Source organism: Ulvibacter sp. MAR_2010_11, from assembly GCF_002813135.1.
Lineage (GTDB): Bacteria > Bacteroidota > Bacteroidia > Flavobacteriales > Flavobacteriaceae > Altibacter.
Genome location: NZ_PHTY01000001.1, coordinates 2,114,963 through 2,132,671, shown reverse-complemented (window position 1 = coordinate 2,132,671; position 17,709 = coordinate 2,114,963). Strand labels below are relative to the sequence as shown.

Sequence of the window (17,709 nt, the reverse complement as noted above, 5' to 3'; positions counted from 1 at the left end):
TTAGAATGAGTAGAAAAAATATCCAACATATAAGCTTACAATCGGCGGAAGTTGCGAAAAAAAGTGCTGAGAAAACTACTTTTTTAACAGCTGAAGATATTCCGGTTCAAAAAAAATATGTCGCAGCCGATGTTTCAAATTTGCAGCATCTCGATTTTGTTGCCGGAATAGCACCCAATCTTCGTGGACCGTATGCTACTATGTTTGTTCAAAGACCCTGGACCATTCGACAGTATGCCGGTTTTTCTACCGCCGAAGAGAGTAATGCTTTTTACAGACGCAATCTGGCCGGCGGCCAAAAAGGATTATCCGTAGCCTTCGATTTGGCGACGCACAGAGGATACGACAGCGATCATGAGCGTGTTGTTGGTGATGTTGGAAAGGCAGGAGTTGCTATAGACAGTGTAGAGGACATGAAAATTTTGTTCGATAAAATTCCGTTAGACAAAATGAGCGTGTCGATGACCATGAATGGGGCCGTTTTACCCATCATGGCTTTTTATATTGTCGCGGCCGAAGAACAGGGGATTTCATTTGACGCGCTTTCAGGAACCATTCAGAATGATATTTTAAAGGAGTTTATGGTTAGGAATACCTACATCTACCCTCCTGCTCCTTCGATGAAAATTATCGGTGATATTTTTGAATTTACATCCGAAAAGATGCCGAAATTCAATTCTATTTCTATCTCCGGATATCATATGCAGGAGGCAGGAGCTACCTGTGATATCGAACTGGCCTACACACTGGCCGATGGTTTGGAATACATACGCACCGGAATAGCAGCCGGAATGGATATAGATACTTTTGCGCCTCGCCTTTCATTTTTCTGGGCTATAGGAATGAATCACTTTATGGAAATTGCCAAAATGAGAGCCGCTCGTATGCTATGGGCCAAACTGGTAAAACAATTCAATCCTAAAAATGAAAAATCATTGACCCTTCGCACCCATTGTCAAACCAGTGGCTGGAGCCTTACCGAACAAGATCCGTTTAACAATGTAGCTCGAACATGTATTGAAGCTGCTGCCGCTGCTTTTGGAGGCACCCAATCTTTACATACCAATGCCCTGGATGAAGCCATTGCACTTCCCACGGATTTCTCGGCTCGTATTGCTCGAAATACACAAATTTACCTGCAGCAGGAAACTAAAATCACTAAAACGGTCGATCCCTGGGCAGGCAGTTACTATGTTGAAAACCTCACAAATGATATCGCCGAAAAAGCATGGAAACTAATTCAGGAAGTTGAACAACTTGGCGGGATGACCAAGGCTATCGAGGCGGGAATTCCAAAACTTCGAATTGAAGAGGCCGCAGCTCGAAAGCAGGCCAGAATTGACAGCGGACAGGACATCATTGTGGGCGTAAACAAATACAGACTCGATAAGGAAGATCCTTTACAAATCCTGGATGTGGACAATGAGAAGGTGCGTTTGTCGCAAATTGAGCGTTTAAATAGTATCAAATCGGGCAGAAATGCTGAAAAAGTAACGCAAACACTTTCAAAATTAACCCAATGTGCCAAAACAGGTGACGGAAATTTACTAGCTTTAGCTATTGAAGCGGCCAGAGAAAGAGCTACTTTGGGAGAAATAAGTGATGCCCTCGAATCGGTTTTCGGGCGGTACAAGGCACAAATCAAATCGTTTAGCGGAGTGTACAGTAAAGAAATAAAAAAAGATCCTTCTTTTGAAAAGGCGAGACAGATGGCCGACCAGTTTGCAGAATTGGAAGGGCGTCGTCCACGCATTATGATTGCCAAAATGGGCCAAGATGGTCATGATCGGGGAGCAAAAGTTGTAGCTACAGGCTACGCCGATGTGGGTTTTGATGTAGATATTGGTCCGTTATTCCAAACCCCCGCCGAAGCTGCCAAACAAGCTGTTGAAAACGACGTACATATTTTAGGAGTTTCTTCCCTCGCGGCTGGCCACAAAACACTGGTGCCTCAGGTTATTGAAGCCTTAAAAAAATACGGCCGTGATGATATTATGGTAATTGTTGGCGGTGTAATTCCCGCACAGGATTATCAGTTTCTGTTCGATGCAGGCGCCGTTGCTGTTTACGGCCCGGGTACGAAAATTAGTGAAGCGGCTATTGAAATTCTTCAAATTTTGATTGATTCGGTTTCAGAATGAAAAACTACATCATAGAAACCGAAAGACTCGGCTTGCGAAATTGGTTGCCTTCCGATGAAAAACCATTTATTGAAATGTGTAAGGACCAGGCCGTGATGCAACATTTTCCGAAGCCTTTATCTAACGTAGAAACGATTACATTAATACAACGTTTACAAAATCACTTCCACGAGCATGGCTATTGCTATTTTGCGGTAGACGAATTGGAAACAGCGGAGTTTATAGGTTTTGCCGGCATAATGAATCAAACTTGGGAGAGTGAATTTACACCCTGCGTTGATATTGGATGGCGTCTTAAAAAAACCGCCTGGGGAAAAGGATACGCAACCGAAGCAGCAAAAGCATGTTTGGAAGCAGCGTTTAATCAGTTTCAAATTAAAGAAGTCCTTGCCTTTACAACCGATACAAATACTGCGTCTGAAAATGTGATGAAAAAAATTGGCATGGAATACATAGGAACTGTGCAACATCCCATGATGGTTGGTGACCCCAGATTTAAACATTGCGTGGTCTACAAAAGTGAAGCAACCTAATTTGTTTGCTATGCGCGCATAATAATTGACTTCGATTGTCTATTTTTACATTTCAAACAAAACAACACAATGAATTATTCAGGAAAAATGTTGCGGGACGACGCTTTAAAAGGCAAAACCATAGTAGTGACAGGCGGCGGTAGCGGCTTGGGCAAATCGATGACCACTTATTTCTTAGAATTAGGTGCCAATGTCGTTATTACCTCCAGAAACATAGAAAAATTACAAGCTGTAAAGGTCGAATTAGAAGCCCAAACAGGAGGTAAAGTACTTCCGGTGCAGTGTGATGTTCGAAATTATGATGAAGTAGAAGCCATGGTAGCTGCTTCGGTAAAAGAATTTGGAAAAGTCGACGTCTTACTAAACAACGCTGCTGGAAATTTTATCTCCCCTACAGAGCGACTTTCAGCAAATGCCTTCGATACTATTATCGACATTGTACTAAAAGGAACAAAAAACTGTACGCTGGCCTTTGGAAAGCACTGGATTAATAAAAAAGAAACAAATAAAGTAGTTTTAAATATTGTAACCACCTACGCTTGGACGGGGTCTGCCTATGTGGTGCCGAGTGCCGCTGCCAAAGCAGGAGTTTTGGCTATGACACGTTCATTGGCTGTGGAATGGGCAAAATACGGGATGCGCTTTAACGCAATCGCGCCGGGACCTTTTCCTACAAAGGGAGCCTGGGACAGATTACTGCCCGGTGAGCTTAAAGAGAAATTCGATCTTGCTAAAAAAGTGCCTTTAAAGCGTGTGGGAGACCATCAGGAGCTTGCCAATCTTGCGGCCTATTTGGTGTCTGATTTTTCTGCCTACCTCAACGGAGAAGTTGTCACTATCGACGGGGGTGAATGGCTAAAGGGAGCCGGACAAATGAACCTTCTTGAAGAAGTCCCCGAACAAATGTGGGATATGCTGGAGGCCATGATCCGCTCTAAGAAAAGTAAATAGAAAACTTTGAGTGTGGTGGCGAATCCATAAAAATGGATAAGTTGCACAGCAACCATTTTTTGGGATTTGCCGTTATCCAATCAAAAAGGCAATATTTCCGCTCTAAGAAAAATAAATAGAAAACTTTGAGTGTGGTGGCGAATCCATAAAAATGGATAAGTTGCACAGCAACCATTTTTGGGGATTTGCCGTTAATCAATCAAAAAAGCAATGCTTCCGCTCTAAGAAAAGTAAATAGAAAACTTTGAGTGTGGTGGCGAATCCATAAAAATGGATAAGTTGCACTCCAACCATTTTTGGGGATTTGCCGTTAATCAATCAAAAAAGCAATGCTTCCGCTCTAAGAAAAATAAATAGAAAACTTTGAGTGTGGTGGCGAATGCACAAAAATGGATAAGTTGCACAGCAACCATTTTTTGGGATTTGCCGTTATCAAATCAAAAAGGGCAATACTTCCGTTCCAAGAAAAGTAAATAGAAAACTTTGAGTGTGGTGGCGAATCCACGAAAATGGATAGGTTGCACTGCAACCATTTTTGGGGATTTGCCGTTATCAAATCAAAAAGGCAATACTTCCGCTCGAAGAAAAGTAAATAGAAAACTTTGAGTATGGTGGCGAATCCACGAAAATGGATAGGTTGCACTGCAACCATTTTTGGGGATTTGCCGTTATCAAATCAAAAAGGCAATACTTCCGCTCTAAGAAAAATAAATAGAAAACTTTGAGTGTGGTGGCGAATCCATAAAAATGGATAAGTTGCACAGCAACCATTTTTTGGGATTTGCCGTTATCAAATCAAAAAGGCAATACTTCCGCTCTAAGAAAAGTAAATAGAAAACTTTGAGTGTGGTGGCGAATCCACGAAAATGGATAGGTTGCACAGCAACCATTTTTGGGGATTTGCCGTTAGTACTCCAAAATAAGGATAATACGCACCAAAAAAATCGTAAAACACAGGCTGTAAAACACTAAATAATTTGTTCACTTCCTGTTAACAAATTACATTTTCTATCCGCATAATAAGTTGTATTTTTATAGCTAAAATTTGTCAGAATTTAATGGGTAAAATAATTGCGATTGCAAATCAAAAAGGAGGTGTTGGCAAAACGACAACTTCAATAAATTTGGCCGCTTCCTTAGGCGTTTTAGAGAAGAAAGTTTTGTTGATAGACGCCGACCCACAAGCCAATGCCACTTCGGGGTTGGGTATTGACGTGGAAAACGTTGAAAAAGGGACCTACCAGCTGTTAGAACATACCGCTTCTGCTAAGGAGGTAATCATTTCAACAAATTCTCCCAATTTAGACCTAATTCCTGCCCATATAGATCTGGTTGCCATCGAAATAGAACTGGTGGACAAAAAGAATCGCGAGTCGATGCTTAAAAAAGCAATAATCGATTTAAAAAAGGACTACGATTTTATTTTAATTGACTGTGCTCCTTCGTTGGGTTTGTTAACTCTAAACGCTCTAACTGCAGCCGATAGCGTTATGATTCCAATTCAATGTGAATACTTTGCGCTGGAAGGTCTGGGAAAATTATTGAATACGGTGAAAAGTGTTCAAAAAATTCACAATCAGAATCTCGATATTGAAGGGCTGTTGCTAACCATGTACGATTCGCGCTTGCGATTATCCAATCAGGTGGTGGATGAAGTAAAAAAACACTTCGATGAGATGGTATTTAAAACAATCATTCAGCGAAACGTGCGTTTAAGTGAAGCCCCAAGTTACGGTGAGAGTATTATTAGTTACGATGCGGGTAGTAAAGGTGCCAATAATTACTTAAGTTTGGCACAGGAATTAATTGAGAAAAACCAATAATTTCGGGATGGCGAAAGCAACAAAAAAACAGGCTTTGGGACGCGGACTTTCGGCTTTACTGAAAGACCCTTCCAACGATATTATTACAGCAAGCGACAAGAATGCCGACAAGGTAGTGGGCAGCATCGTCGAACTGGAATTGAGTACCATCGAAGTAAATCCCTTTCAGCCCAGAACGAGTTTTAATGAAGAATCGCTTCGGGAACTAGCGTCTTCCATAAAAGAATTGGGTGTAATTCAGCCGATAACCGTTCGGAAATTAGACTTTAACAAATACCAGCTTGTTAGTGGAGAACGTCGTTTTAGAGCTTCAAAACTCATTGGCTTAGAGACCATTCCGTCCTACATTCGTATTGCCAACGATCAGGAATCGCTCGAAATGGCCTTGGTGGAGAACATTCAGCGTCAGGATTTAGATCCTATTGAAATTGCACTTTCCTATCAGCGTTTAATTGAAGAAATTGAAGTAACTCAGGAAGAATTAAGTGATCGCGTGGGTAAAAATCGTTCCACTATTGCTAATTATTTGCGCTTACTGAAGCTGGATCCCATTATTCAAACCGGGATGCGCGATGGTTTTATCTCAATGGGTCATGGAAGAGCCTTGATAAATATTGAAGATACCAACGAACAGTTAGATATCTACGAGAAAATTGTATCCGATAAACTATCGGTTCGTGACACCGAAGCATTAGTGCGTAATCACAAATCGTCTACCCAGGTAGAAGCACCTAAAAAGAAGGCATTACCCAATTATGCAAACGATGCCAAAAAAGATCTTTCGGATCTGTTTGGAAGCAAAGTGGACGTAAAAGTCTCGAATTCAGGGAAAGGACAAATGGTTATTTCATTTAAGGACAGAGAGGACTTAGCCCGTATTTTGAAGCTCATAAAAAGTGAAAAATAAGCTATTCTATATCTTTTTAATAGTACCGGCACTTACAATCTTTGCCCAAACTTCCGATTCCCTTTCGGTTAAAGAAGAAAAAATACTGGTGGTAAGAGACAGTCTCACTACAACCGAACCCTACAATCCTCTTGCCCCTTCAACCGCCGCCTTCTACTCGGCCGTTCTACCCGGTTTGGGACAAGCTTACAATAAAAAGTACTGGAAAATTCCTATTATCTATGCCGGTATTGCCACCGGAATTTATTTTTATTTGGACAACGACAAAGACTATGATCGCTTTCGGGATGCATACAAAAGAAGATTGGCGGGTTATACAGATGATGAGTTTCAGGGAATTTCTACTGACCGCTTGATCGATGCCCAAAAAACTGCACAAAAGAACAAGGATGTTAGTATTATCGTCGCCCTGGCCTTTTATTTGGTAAATGTAGTCGATGCCAATGTCGATGCCCACTTAAAGCAGTTTAATGTAAACGACGATCTATCATTACAGCCTAATTTCGATTTAAATCCGTTGAATGCACAGCCCCAATACGGACTGTCCTTAAAGTACAGTTTAAAATGAAAATAGCATTGTTAGGATACGGAAAGATGGGAAAAACCATAGAGCGACTCGCTACTGAAAAAGGGCATACTGTTGTTTACAGAAGTTCCAGCGATACAACAGAAGGAAATCTTTCTGAAGCAGAGGCTGCAATTGAGTTTTCCACCCCTGAAGTTGCTGTACAAAATATTACCAGCTGTCTTGAAAATGGTATTCCGGTGATTTCCGGAACTACAGGTTGGTTGGATGCTTACCCTAAAATGGTAAAATTATGTGAAGCCCGTAACGGAAGCTTTATCTACGCGTCCAATTTCAGCGTGGGTGTAAATCTATTTTTTAGTCTGAATGAATACGCTGCCCGGCTAATGCAACCCTGGAAGGACTATCAGGTTTCGATGGAAGAAATTCATCATACCGAAAAAAAGGACGCTCCAAGCGGAACAGCAATTACATTGGCTGAAGGAATTATAAAACATTCCAATAAAACAGGGTGGAAATTAGATAGTGCTTCAGACGAGAAAATTGTCATAACAGCGAAGCGGATATCCGATGTAAAAGGAACGCATATTGTTTCGTATGCTTCCGAAATTGATACGATTTCATTAAAACACGAGGCGCATTCACGCGACGGATTTGCAATAGGTGCGATTCTGGCTGCGGAATGGCTGCAGCATAAAAAAGGAGTGTATTCCATGAAGGACGTACTTCAGATACAATAAAACTAAATAATCATGTTCGGTGGAAATCGTTCAGAAAATATAACACTATGAGCTTTACGGGTTGGTTATTATTTATATTGATACTTCAGGTTGTACATTTTGCAGGAACCTGGAAGTTATATACCATCGCTGGTAGAAAGGCCTGGGAAGCGGCAGTACCTGTTTACAACGCGGTTATTTTGATGAAAATCATCAACAGACCCTGGTGGTGGACCATCCTGTTCTTTGTCCCAATTGTAAACCTCATTATGTTTCCTGTGGTTTGGGTAGAAACCTTGCGCAGTTTTGGACGAAACAGCACTACCGATACGGTGCTGGGGATTGTTACCCTAGGATTGTACATCTACTATATTAATTACACCCAAAACGTCACATATATTGAAAATCGGGATTTAAAACCGCGTACGTCAACGGGTGAATGGGTGAGTTCAATCTTATTTGCGGTTGTTGCTGCAACCATTGTACATACCTATTTCATGCAGCCCTTTACCATTCCAACCTCATCGTTGGAAAAAACATTGCTGGTGGGAGATTTCCTTTTTGTAAGTAAGTTTCATTATGGTGCAAGAACACCAATGACACCTATTTCCTTCCCTATGGTGCACGATACCATTCCAGTGGCCAAAGTGAAATCGTATGCACCAAAGCCGCAGATTCCTTATTTCAGATTTCCGGGATTTCAGGATATTGAGCGTAACGATATTGTGGTGTTTAGCTGGCCTGTCGACAACTTTGTGGATATTGGTCCGCCGCCAACAGGTTATGCCTACAAGCCTATCGATAAAAAATCGAATTACGTAAAACGGTGTGTGGGAATTCCGGGAGATTCGCTGGAAGTGAGAGACGGTTATGTCTATATAAACGGAAAGAAAAACGAATTGCCGGATCGAGCCAAGCTTCAGTTTGGGTATCAGTTTGCTACCACTAAACCTTTTAATCCGAAATTTGCCATCGAGCAATACAACATCACCGATTTATATCCGCTGAACAATAGTTATCAGGTTTTTCAGGCACACATGACCGATGCCGAATACGAAAAACTAAAGAATTACCCGAATCTGGATACCATTGTTAAAACAACAGCAAGAAAAGGCGAATGGAACGAAGGAACCTTCCCTCAGGATTCGAAATTTCCCTGGAACAGTGATTTCTTCGGACCTATTTACATACCAAAAGCAGGTGCCACAGTGGCTATCGATGCCGAGAGTATTCCCATGTACAAGCGAATTATCGAAGTCTATGAAGGAAGCGAGTTGGGCTTTGATAATAAAATAACCCAATCCGGGACTCAGGTACTTCTCAACGGTAATCCCTTGACCGAGTATACCTTTAAAATGGACTACTACTGGATGATGGGTGATAACCGAAGCAATTCACAGGATGCCAGAATGTGGGGATATGTCCCGTTTAACCATGTGGTTGGAAAACCGGTGTTTGTATGGATGAGCTGGGACACTAATGCCAAAGGTATCGCCAACAAAATTCGTTGGGAACGTCTCTTTACAACCGTTGGTGGCAATGGAGAACCTGTATCGTATTTCAAATACTTCCTGATTGCACTGGCAGGTTGGTTTGTTTTTAGTTTTTTCAGAAAGAAAAGAAAGGCGACGAAAAAGTGATTTTTGTTGGATGGTTAGATGGTTAGATGGTTAGATGGTTAGATGGTTAGATGGTTAGATGGTTAGATGGTTAGATGGTTAGATGGTTAGATGGTTAGATGGTTAGATGGTTAGATGGTTAGATGGTTAGATGGTTAGATGGTTAGAATATATTTAAGTTGAACATTTTGGACAACTACAAATTGAAAAAATCACCAATAAATTAAATGCACTTCGCATTTCACTAGTCGGTAAATAACACCTAACGCCTCGACGCATCAACAACTAAACGATTAAACAACTCAACAACACAACGCATCAACGACTCAACAACTCAACAACTTAACAACCTAAAAGTGCCAAACCCTGAAAAAATACTCCTACACCCCACCTACTTCCCATCTATTGAACAGATGGCGGCAATTGCACAGGCAGCGCATGTAGTTTTTGAAGTACAGGATAATTACCAGAAACAAACCTACCGCAACAGGGCGTATATCGCACATAGTAATGGTAGTTTATTGCTAAACGTTCCGGTGAAGCACAACAAAGAAGGAAGACGCCAGAAATCAGTGGAAGTACTTGCAGAAAACAATTTTCCATGGCAGTCGCATCACTGGAAATCATTACAGTCGGCATATCGAACTTCTCCTTTCTTCGAATTTTATGAAGACGATTTAGCACCGCTATTTACAAAACCTGCAAACAACTTATTGAAACACAATCTCGCGATTTTTGAACTGCTAAGGGAATTAATCGGTTTGGAAACAGAGAGCTCCAAATCTGAGACCTTTGAGGTGACACCGCAATGTAAAGATTTACGTTTCTTAGCCATTGCCAAACGTGAAGTACAATCAAAATTCACGCCCTACATACAGGTTTTGGAGGCTCAGCACGGCTTTTTACCAAATCTTTCGGTATTGGATTTATTATTTAATGAAGGCCCTAATACCCTCTCCTACTTAGAATCTCAGGTGGAATTAATTTATTAGACTTACTTTGTTTCGGAAACTGGATCCCAACTCACTTTTGCCCGAATAGGATAATGATCGGAAAAGGATTCATTAAGCGTTTCAAAAGACAAAATATCGAAACTTTCAGAAGTTAAAATATAGTCAATGCGCATGGGATAACCATCAAACTTAAAAGTGGTTCCAAGACCCGATCCTCTTTCCGTAAAAGCATCGTGCATCTTGTTGGCCATTTTCCGATAGACGTACGAAAAAGGTGTATTGTTAAAATCCCCGCTAATAATAACAGGATGAGGCGATTTTATTTTATGAGCCAGGATGGCATCCATCTGACTTTCCTGTTTTACAAATGCCCGGGACATACGTTTTCGAAGCTTGTCGGTACTTCCCTCCTGCAGATATTCAACATTCGGAAGGATTCCGAGCGATTGCAAGTGCAAATTGTAGATGCGCAGTGTATCCTCTCCTTTTACAATATCTGCGTAGATAGTATTGTTGTTGGAATCCTCAAAATCGAATGCCCCTGTACTTACGATAGGGTATTTCGAAAGAATGGCGTGTCCTAATTTATTGTTGCTATCCTTAAAATGTACGTATTGATGCGGATATGCTGAAAAATCGAAGTTGCTGCCACGGTAATATTCCTGAATGCATACAATGTCGGGATCGTTTTCCTTCAGTAATTTCGAAATGGTTTCTGAAACTCCTTTTGAGGGTTCTTTTTCATAAGCGTTAAACAATCGTACGTTATAACTTAATATGTTCAATGTATGGTTGTATTCAGACGCATCTCCTTCCGAAGAAATTTCGATAAACGGATTGAAGTGAATATACGCAATTGTCAAAACTAAAATCGACAATAAAGCCAATCGCTTCCAGCGAACCAGCCAATAGAGCGCAAATAAAATATTGACCAGCAACAAGGGAGAAACTGCCAGGCTCAGCAACGAAAGTGTAGGAAAACTTTTGGGTGGCAAATAAGGCAGTACAAAGGATATCAATAGTAAAAACACTACCAATGAGTTACCCCAAAACAACAATTTATTGAAAAACCCCAATTTTTTCGATTGCATTTTGTTAGTCTTCTTTACCTGCTTTAAATAGAAAATCTTTTTCAGCTTTAGTAAGACTATCATAACCGCTTTTCCCAATTTTATCGAGAATAGTGTCGACCTTTTTTTGGTTGTTAGTCTTTTCGGGCTTAGCATTAGAACGCCCGGAAGCCGCTGGTGTTGTTCGATGCACCTTTTTAAACGGTTTTTTTGTTCGTGGGGTAAACAAATTTTCAAACCATTCCATAACATTTTCAAACCATTTCCCAATATCGTTGCCTTTGGCAAGTTGAATGGCATAAACATAGCCAAAAACAGCACCTCCCAGATGCGCAATCAATCCACCGGCATTGCCCGAGGTTGGTAGCTGAATAAGATCCAGTAACACTACAAAAGCCCCGATATGCCATATCTTTACGGTAAAGAAAATGAGTCGGACCTCGGTATTGGGATTATAGGCCGCAATGAAAATGACAATGGCTCTTACAGCCGCTGAAGCCCCAATTAAATAACCGGTAGTAGTAGAAAACACCGGGAAGAAATTATATGCCAATACATAGTAAAGTCCTCCGCTGATAGCTCCTAACAGATAAATGGTTAAAAATCGTTTACTGTTGAAGAGATTTAGAACAAAACCTCCAAACCAATAGAGCCAAAGCATGTTCCAGAAAAGATGCCAAAACCCGAAATGCAGAAAGCTATACGTAATAAACGACCAGGGTTGTACTATTAATTCGCCGAAGGTATCCGGTAACACGAACCACTGTGCCAGTTGTTCTCTGGGAATTTCCAAAAGGAAGGCTGTTAAATTAACCAGCAGAAAAACCGCCAGATTAATAACTATCAATTTGATAACGATTCCTGCAGTTTTAAATTGATATGTAAGACTTTTTCCCTCCATTTAATTCCAACGGTGTTTATCAAAACTATTTTTCTTCCAATAATAGGCCATAATAAACCCGAATAGTGCACCTCCAATATGCGCCCAATTGGCGATGTTCTGTCCGAACAACGAAAACCCGGTAACGCCCGAGAACAAATCCAATAACAATAAAGCCGGAATAAAATACTTGGCTTTAATAGGAATTGGCAAAAAGATAAGCATGAGCTCGGCGTTGGGATACATCAATCCAAAGGCCACTAAAACACCATAAACTGCACCGGAAGCACCTACAGCGGGAGTATTGTAAGCATCATACAAACTTTGGATCGTCTCTTGGGGTACAGAATTTAGAATGGCAGTATTATATTGTCCCGAGGTAAGAATTTGGATTATTTGTCCTTCACTCATTCCCGCTTGTACCAAAGCTTCAAATCCGCTGTGAAAATGAAAATAATTTACAAGTGTGTGTATTAATGCCGCTCCAAGTCCTGCAGAAAAGTAAAAAAACAGAAATTTATTTCTCCCCCATTGCAACTCTAAAGGCGAACCAAAAGCCCATAAAGCATACATATTAAATAAAATATGCATGAACCCACCATGCATAAACATGTGAGTAATGGGTTGCCAATACTGAAAATTTGGACTTTCAAAATAATACAACGAGAAAAGGCGGTACGCAGATTCGCCAAGAAACTGCGTCCCTATGAAGAAAATTGCATTGATTACAATTAAGACTTTTATGGTTTCGGTAATCCTGCCCATTTACATAAATTTTTTATCAAAATCTGTTACATCAAATGTAACCAGAATTGGTTTGTTGTTTGGCGATACACTCGGTTCTTTACAGGCAAAAAGCTGATTTACCAAATGCTCCTGCTCTGCCCTGTTGAGTGCTGTCCCGGTTTTCACTGCCATGCTTTTGGCCATGGATTTTGCTAATAAGTCGTTCTGACTATAGCCTGCATCGGGCACTTCTTCTTTGATATCGTTAATTAATTGCTCCAAAACACTTTCGGCCTTGCTCTCAATAATACTCACGGGAATGCCGCTAATCTCCAACTGTTCCGCTTCCATTTTGGTAAATATAAAGCCTGTATGCTCCAGTTGCTCCCTAACTTTTTTTATTATTTCAATATCTTGCTTCGTAAATTGAAGTAACAACGGAAACAACAACTGCTGACTTACTGCTTCCTGTACCGTAATATTTTTCAGTAATTCTTCGTACAAAACACGTTGATGCGCCAAATGTTGATGAATCACCATCATCCCGCTTTTTATAGGACTAATAATGTATTTATTATGTAATTGAAAGGTAATCTGTCCTGTGGCTTCAGCTTCGGCTTCAAAAAGGCGGCCGGTAACTTCTTCACTTTCAAATTCGATATTATCCAGGTCTGAAGATGCAATTCCTACGTCCTGCTTCAGTCCCACATATAGCGATTCCCAGGCAGGCGACTTTTCACGTTTGTATGGAAAAGCAATATTTCCCTGTTTTGCTTCCTTCTGAAACGGATTGAAATTTCGATCTACCTCAATACTGGGTGCCACCGGCGATTTCTTGCTGTACTCGTAAGGCGTGTCGAAACCGCTATCCTTATTAAAATCGAGTACCGGTGCAATACTGAATTGCCCCAAACTATGTTTTACAGTCGCCCTAAGCATGGCGTAAATAGCATGCTCATCGTCGAATTTAATTTCGGTTTTGGTTGGGTGAATGTTAATATCGATGGATTTAGTATCTACTTCCAAAAACAGGAAGTAACCGGGTTGCATTCCATCTTTAAAGAGCCCTTCAAAAGCCGAACTTACAGCATGGTGCAAATACGGGCTTTTAATAAAACGGTCGTTCACAAAAAAGAACTGTTCTCCCCTGCCCTTCTTGGCAAATTGAGGTTTGAGTACAAAGCCTTTTACTTGTACGATTTCCGTAGATTCTTCAACGGGTACCAGCTTTTCGTTGGTTTTATTTCCGAAGATGTTTACAATGCGTTGACGCGAATTACTTAGGGGAAGATTAAATACATCACTGCCGTTGTTAAGCATAATAAAAGCAACTTGTGGATGTGCGAGTGCCACACGATGAAATTCATCAATAATATGACGCGTTTCTACAGGATTGCTCTTTAAAAAATTGCGTCTTGCAGGAATGTTGTAAAACAGATTTTTTACTGAAATGGTCGTGCCTTTAGGCACCACAGCCGCTTCTTGAGAAGTCACCTCACTACCTTCTATGGTGATTTTTGTGCCTACTTCTGAAGCTTCGGTTCTGGTTTTTAACTCTACATGGGCAATCGCAGCGATCGAAGCCAAAGCTTCACCACGAAATCCTTTTGTATGTAGGTTGAAAAGATCTTCAGCCGATTTAATTTTGGAAGTTGCATGACGTTCAAAGCACAGCCGTGCATCGGTCATGCTCATTCCGCTCCCGTTATCGGTTACCTGAACCAATGTTTTTCCGGCGTCTTTTATAAGCAATGTAACTTGGGTGGCTCCTGCATCGATAGCGTTTTCCAGCAGTTCCTTCACAACGGAAGCAGGGCGTTGAACGACCTCTCCGGCCGCTATTTGGTTGGCAACATGATCCGGTAAAAGCTGAATAATATCAGTCATTATAACTTCTGAAAAAATATAGACAAATCGAATTCAATAATGTAAAGGAATACAAACACTAAAATTGCAATGATAAGAAGCAGTCGTTTATTGGCTGTCCCATTTTTAGACTGCCGAAGCTCTTCGAATGCATTTTTAAACTTGCCTTTTAAGCCCGGATTAGCACCCACAGTCGAACGAAATTCATCGAATTTGTGCTTCATTTCGTAGGGGCTACCCTCGCCATCGTTCTTGTAGTAACGTGGGTTGTAGCTAAATTTCTTGTTTTTGCGTGTTTTTAAAATTCCCATAATTGCGTGTTTTCAAATGTACTTAAAATACGGCAGTTTTGGTAGTAGATTGCCTTCCATTCTTATAAACAATTATCGTTCCTAAATTGGATTGTTGGATTCTTGGAACGTTAGACAGTTAGAATCCATAAATTTAGGATTTGGAATTTAGAATTTGGAATTTGGAATTTGGAATTTTAAAACTTAGATTCCTTCCTCAGTTGTGCCATTTTTATGGCGGCGATTGCAGCCTCGGTGCCTTTGTTACCGTGTTTGCCTCCGCTTCGGTCAATAGCCTGTTGCAGATTATTATCGGTCAATACACAAAAGATTACAGGAATATTCCCTTGCACATTCAGGTCTTTAATCCCTTGAGCTACGGCTTCACACACATAATCGAAATGCTTGGTTTCGCCTTGTATTACGCTTCCTATGGCAATAATCGCGTCCAGCATATCATAACTGTACTGCATACGTTTGCACCCGTAGATAAGTTCGAAACTTCCGGGTACATTCCATCGCACAATATTATCGTTGATGGCGCCGCAATCTTTTAACGCATCGAAAGCACCTTGAAACATGCCTTCGGTGATGTTATGATTCCACTCTGAAACAACAATCCCAAACCGAAAATCTTTCGCGTTTGGGATTGTAGCTTTATCGTAGACCGATAAATTGTTATTTTCGGTTGCCATTATTTTTGCATTGCTTCGGCTTGCCCAACATAGAGTTGTGCTTTGGTTGCTTCGGGAGACGTGGCATATTCATCCTCAATTCTTTTGAAATGCTTCAAAGCTACATCTGTCTTATTCAAGTTCATAGCTACAATACCGGCTTTCAACAAAAAACGCGGAGCTGTAACATCATTATCACTCTGGGCCACTGCCTTTTCGTAATATCCTAATGCATCTTCATTCTGACCTAATTGTACAAAAGCATCACCAATTGCTCCTTTAGCCAAAGGTCCCAACATCACATCGTCACTTTTAAAATCGTCCAAATGATTGATGGCATTTTGGTATTCACCTAAATTTATATATGCCATTCCGGCGTAGTAATTGGCCAGATTTCCTGCCTTAGTACCACCGTAATTATCGATTACATCAAGAAAACCGTATTTTCCTTCACCGCCTTTTAATGACAAGTTGTACAAAGAATCCTTGGCAGGAGCGGTTAATGCCTGCTCAAAATACTGCTGCGCCTGGAACATTTCGTTCATGGCTTCGCTTTCTTTAGGCTCTTGAATAAACTGTTGGTATCCTAAATAGCCCAACACACAAACAGCGACAGCACCAATAAAAATTAGAATGTACTTCTGATTCTTCTCTACCCAAGCTTCGGTTCTGGAAGCTCCTTCATCCAAGGTGTTAAATACCTCGGCCGTTGTACTGTTCTCTTCTAATTGTGATTGCTTTTCAGCTTTCGTTTTAGGTTTACCACCTCGTTTCTTGTAGGTTGCCATAGTTTTGTTTATTGAAGCGCAAAAATAAAATATTTATTAGAATTTAAAAGGGAAAAGATTCCTTATTTTTCAATAATTTGCGGAGACTAAATCCGATTTTTTTCTGAAATGATTCAAATCGGGTAAATAATTTCAAGTGCTTCATTATCATGTTTTTACAATCTCTTACGCTTCTTAACTACAAAAATTTCGAATCTGAAGCTTTTACCTTCGACCCCAAAATAAACTGTTTTGTGGGCTTTAACGGCGTAGGAAAGACAAATGTACTGGACGCAATCTATCATTTATCATTCGGAAAAAGCTATTTCAACCCTATTACAAGTCAGAATATTAAGCACGGTGAAGAATTCTTTGTAATTGATGGTATTTACGACAAATCTGAAAGGGAAGAAAAAGTTGTGGTAAGTGCCAAACGCGGACAAAAAAAGATAATTAAGCGGAATGGCAAGCCCTACGAAAAATTCAGCGAACACATTGGATTTTTACCACTGGTTATTATCTCGCCGGCAGATCGCGACCTTATAATTGAAGGCAGTGAAACCCGAAGAAAATTCATAGACGGTGTCATTTCGCAAGGAGATGCTACCTATTTACAGACACTTATTAGTTACAACAAGGTCTTGTTACAGCGCAATTCACTTTTAAAATATTTTGCGCAAAACAATACTTTTACCAAGGATACTCTCGAAATTTACAACGAACAACTAAGTGCATATGGCACTATAATTTTTAACAAACGCACTGCCTTTTTGAAAGAGTTTTTGCCCATCTTTTTGCAGCGCTACCAATCGATTAGCGATGGAAACGAAGCTGTTAACTTGGTGTATAGCAGTCAGTTGCTGGAGAAAGAATTATCGATCTTACTAAAAGAAAATCTCGCAAAAGACAAAGCCACTCAGTATAGCAATTTTGGAATTCATAAAGACGATTTGCATTTTGAAATTGAAGGCCATCCCATCAAAAAGTTCGGGTCGCAGGGACAGCAAAAATCGTATCTCATTGCATTAAAATTGGCGCAATTCGATTTTATAAAAGCACAAAGTAATGTAACTCCTATTTTGCTGTTGGATGACATTTTTGACAAGTTGGACGAAAATAGGGTGATGCAGTTAATCGCTTTGGTAGACAATGAAAATTTCGGGCAGTTATTTATAAGTGATACGCATGCCGATCGTACCGAGGAAGTGGTTAAAAAAGTGCATCAAACGTATAAGATGTTTCAGCTTTAGTTGGTGAGCGGTGA

Annotated in this window: 17 protein-coding genes; 10 read left to right on the top strand and 7 right to left on the bottom strand. The window is 40.5% G+C overall.

Features of this window, described 5'->3' with window-relative positions; all coding sequences use genetic code 11:
* Positions 1-5: 5 nt before the first annotated feature.
* The 9 genes from scpA to ATE92_RS09690 all read left to right on the top strand — a co-directional run bounded on the left by scpA (position 6) and on the right by ATE92_RS09690 (position 10,211).
* Positions 6-2,141, top strand: a complete 2,136-nt coding sequence (scpA, locus tag ATE92_RS09735) for a methylmalonyl-CoA mutase (protein ID WP_100803524.1) — start codon at positions 6-8, stop codon at positions 2,139-2,141.
* A complete protein-coding gene (locus ATE92_RS09730) occupies positions 2,138-2,674 on the top strand; it encodes a GNAT family N-acetyltransferase (RefSeq protein WP_100803523.1) in 537 nt (178 codons plus the stop codon). The genes scpA and ATE92_RS09730 overlap by 4 nt, the downstream gene beginning before the upstream one ends.
* A gap of 69 nt (positions 2,675-2,743) precedes the next feature.
* Positions 2,744-3,625 (top strand): SDR family oxidoreductase, encoded by an 882-nt coding sequence (locus ATE92_RS09725; RefSeq protein ID WP_100803522.1) that lies wholly within the window; start codon positions 2,744-2,746, stop codon positions 3,623-3,625.
* 1,058 nt (positions 3,626-4,683) lie between these two features.
* Positions 4,684-5,448 (top strand): ParA family protein, encoded by a 765-nt coding sequence (locus ATE92_RS09715; RefSeq protein WP_100803520.1) that lies wholly within the window; start codon positions 4,684-4,686, stop codon positions 5,446-5,448.
* A 7-nt stretch (positions 5,449-5,455) separates the two neighbouring features.
* Positions 5,456-6,355 (top strand): ParB/RepB/Spo0J family partition protein, encoded by a 900-nt coding sequence (locus tag ATE92_RS09710; protein ID WP_100804409.1) that lies wholly within the window; start codon positions 5,456-5,458, stop codon positions 6,353-6,355.
* Positions 6,345-6,923 carry a DUF5683 domain-containing protein gene (locus ATE92_RS09705; RefSeq protein ID WP_100803519.1) on the top strand — a complete coding sequence of 193 codons (579 nt, stop codon included), beginning with the start codon at positions 6,345-6,347 and terminating at the stop codon, positions 6,921-6,923. The genes ATE92_RS09710 and ATE92_RS09705 overlap by 11 nt, the downstream gene beginning before the upstream one ends.
* Positions 6,920-7,621 (top strand): 4-hydroxy-tetrahydrodipicolinate reductase, encoded by a 702-nt coding sequence (gene dapB / locus ATE92_RS09700; RefSeq protein ID WP_100803518.1) that lies wholly within the window; start codon positions 6,920-6,922, stop codon positions 7,619-7,621. The genes ATE92_RS09705 and dapB overlap by 4 nt, the downstream gene beginning before the upstream one ends.
* A 47-nt stretch (positions 7,622-7,668) precedes the next feature.
* A complete protein-coding gene (lepB, locus tag ATE92_RS09695) occupies positions 7,669-9,240 on the top strand; it encodes a signal peptidase I (protein ID WP_100803517.1) in 1,572 nt (523 codons plus the stop codon).
* 335 nt (positions 9,241-9,575) lie between these two features.
* On the top strand, positions 9,576-10,211 hold the full coding sequence (locus tag ATE92_RS09690; RefSeq protein ID WP_232729146.1) for a WbqC family protein: 636 nt from the start codon (positions 9,576-9,578) through the stop codon (positions 10,209-10,211).
* A 2-nt stretch (positions 10,212-10,213) separates the two neighbouring features.
* Here ATE92_RS09690 and ATE92_RS09685 read toward each other — a convergent pair whose 3' ends face one another.
* The 7 genes from ATE92_RS09685 to ATE92_RS09655 form a co-directional block, all read right to left on the bottom strand.
* Positions 10,214-11,263, bottom strand: coding sequence for an endonuclease/exonuclease/phosphatase family protein (locus ATE92_RS09685; protein ID WP_100803515.1), 1,050 nt, complete (start codon positions 11,261-11,263; stop codon positions 10,214-10,216).
* Between the two features lie 4 nt (positions 11,264-11,267).
* Positions 11,268-12,143: a rhomboid family intramembrane serine protease gene (locus ATE92_RS09680; protein ID WP_100803514.1), complete on the bottom strand. Its 876-nt coding sequence runs from the start codon at positions 12,141-12,143 to the stop codon at positions 11,268-11,270.
* A complete protein-coding gene (locus tag ATE92_RS09675) occupies positions 12,144-12,887 on the bottom strand; it encodes a rhomboid family intramembrane serine protease (protein ID WP_100803513.1) in 744 nt (247 codons plus the stop codon).
* The gene (gene mutL / locus ATE92_RS09670) at positions 12,888-14,735 is read right to left on the bottom strand and encodes a DNA mismatch repair endonuclease MutL (RefSeq protein ID WP_100803512.1); all 1,848 of its coding nucleotides are present in this window, start codon (positions 14,733-14,735) and stop codon (positions 12,888-12,890) included.
* Positions 14,735-15,025: a riboflavin synthase subunit beta gene (locus ATE92_RS09665; RefSeq protein ID WP_100803511.1), complete on the bottom strand. Its 291-nt coding sequence runs from the start codon at positions 15,023-15,025 to the stop codon at positions 14,735-14,737. Before ATE92_RS09665 ends, mutL begins: the two co-directional genes overlap by 1 nt.
* Positions 15,026-15,201: 176 nt before the next feature.
* Positions 15,202-15,699 carry a 6,7-dimethyl-8-ribityllumazine synthase gene (gene ribH / locus ATE92_RS09660; RefSeq protein WP_100803510.1) on the bottom strand — a complete coding sequence of 166 codons (498 nt, stop codon included), beginning with the start codon at positions 15,697-15,699 and terminating at the stop codon, positions 15,202-15,204.
* On the bottom strand, positions 15,699-16,466 hold the full coding sequence (locus ATE92_RS09655; RefSeq protein WP_100803509.1) for a tetratricopeptide repeat protein: 768 nt from the start codon (positions 16,464-16,466) through the stop codon (positions 15,699-15,701). The genes ribH and ATE92_RS09655 overlap by 1 nt, the downstream gene beginning before the upstream one ends.
* A gap of 149 nt (positions 16,467-16,615) precedes the next feature.
* Between ATE92_RS09655 and ATE92_RS09650 the strand changes: the two genes are divergently transcribed.
* Positions 16,616-17,695, top strand: coding sequence for a DNA replication/repair protein RecF (locus tag ATE92_RS09650; protein ID WP_100803508.1), 1,080 nt, complete (start codon positions 16,616-16,618; stop codon positions 17,693-17,695).
* Positions 17,696-17,709 lie beyond the last annotated feature (14 nt).

Bases quoted from the DNA above. Each gene is read 5' to 3' on its own strand.
- lepB (WP_100803517.1), top strand. From the start codon at position 7,669: ATGAGCTTTACGGGTTGGTTATTATTTATATTGATACTTCAGGTTGTA.
- ATE92_RS09665 (WP_100803511.1), bottom strand. From the start codon at position 15,025: ATGGGAATTTTAAAAACACGCAAAAACAAGAAATTTAGCTACAACCCA.
- ATE92_RS09710 (WP_100804409.1), top strand. From the start codon at position 5,456: ATGGCGAAAGCAACAAAAAAACAGGCTTTGGGACGCGGACTTTCGGCT.
- ATE92_RS09725 (WP_100803522.1), top strand. From the start codon at position 2,744: ATGAATTATTCAGGAAAAATGTTGCGGGACGACGCTTTAAAAGGCAAA.
- mutL (WP_100803512.1), bottom strand. From the start codon at position 14,735: ATGACTGATATTATTCAGCTTTTACCGGATCATGTTGCCAACCAAATA.
- ATE92_RS09650 (WP_100803508.1), top strand. From the start codon at position 16,616: ATGTTTTTACAATCTCTTACGCTTCTTAACTACAAAAATTTCGAATCT.
- ribH (WP_100803510.1), bottom strand. From the start codon at position 15,699: ATGGCAACCGAAAATAACAATTTATCGGTCTACGATAAAGCTACAATC.
- ATE92_RS09680 (WP_100803514.1), bottom strand. From the start codon at position 12,143: ATGGAGGGAAAAAGTCTTACATATCAATTTAAAACTGCAGGAATCGTT.
- scpA (WP_100803524.1), top strand. From the start codon at position 6: ATGAGTAGAAAAAATATCCAACATATAAGCTTACAATCGGCGGAAGTT.
- ATE92_RS09685 (WP_100803515.1), bottom strand. From the start codon at position 11,263: ATGCAATCGAAAAAATTGGGGTTTTTCAATAAATTGTTGTTTTGGGGT.
- ATE92_RS09655 (WP_100803509.1), bottom strand. From the start codon at position 16,466: ATGGCAACCTACAAGAAACGAGGTGGTAAACCTAAAACGAAAGCTGAA.
- ATE92_RS09675 (WP_100803513.1), bottom strand. From the start codon at position 12,887: ATGGGCAGGATTACCGAAACCATAAAAGTCTTAATTGTAATCAATGCA.
- dapB (WP_100803518.1), top strand. From the start codon at position 6,920: ATGAAAATAGCATTGTTAGGATACGGAAAGATGGGAAAAACCATAGAG.
- ATE92_RS09730 (WP_100803523.1), top strand. From the start codon at position 2,138: ATGAAAAACTACATCATAGAAACCGAAAGACTCGGCTTGCGAAATTGG.
- ATE92_RS09715 (WP_100803520.1), top strand. From the start codon at position 4,684: ATGGGTAAAATAATTGCGATTGCAAATCAAAAAGGAGGTGTTGGCAAA.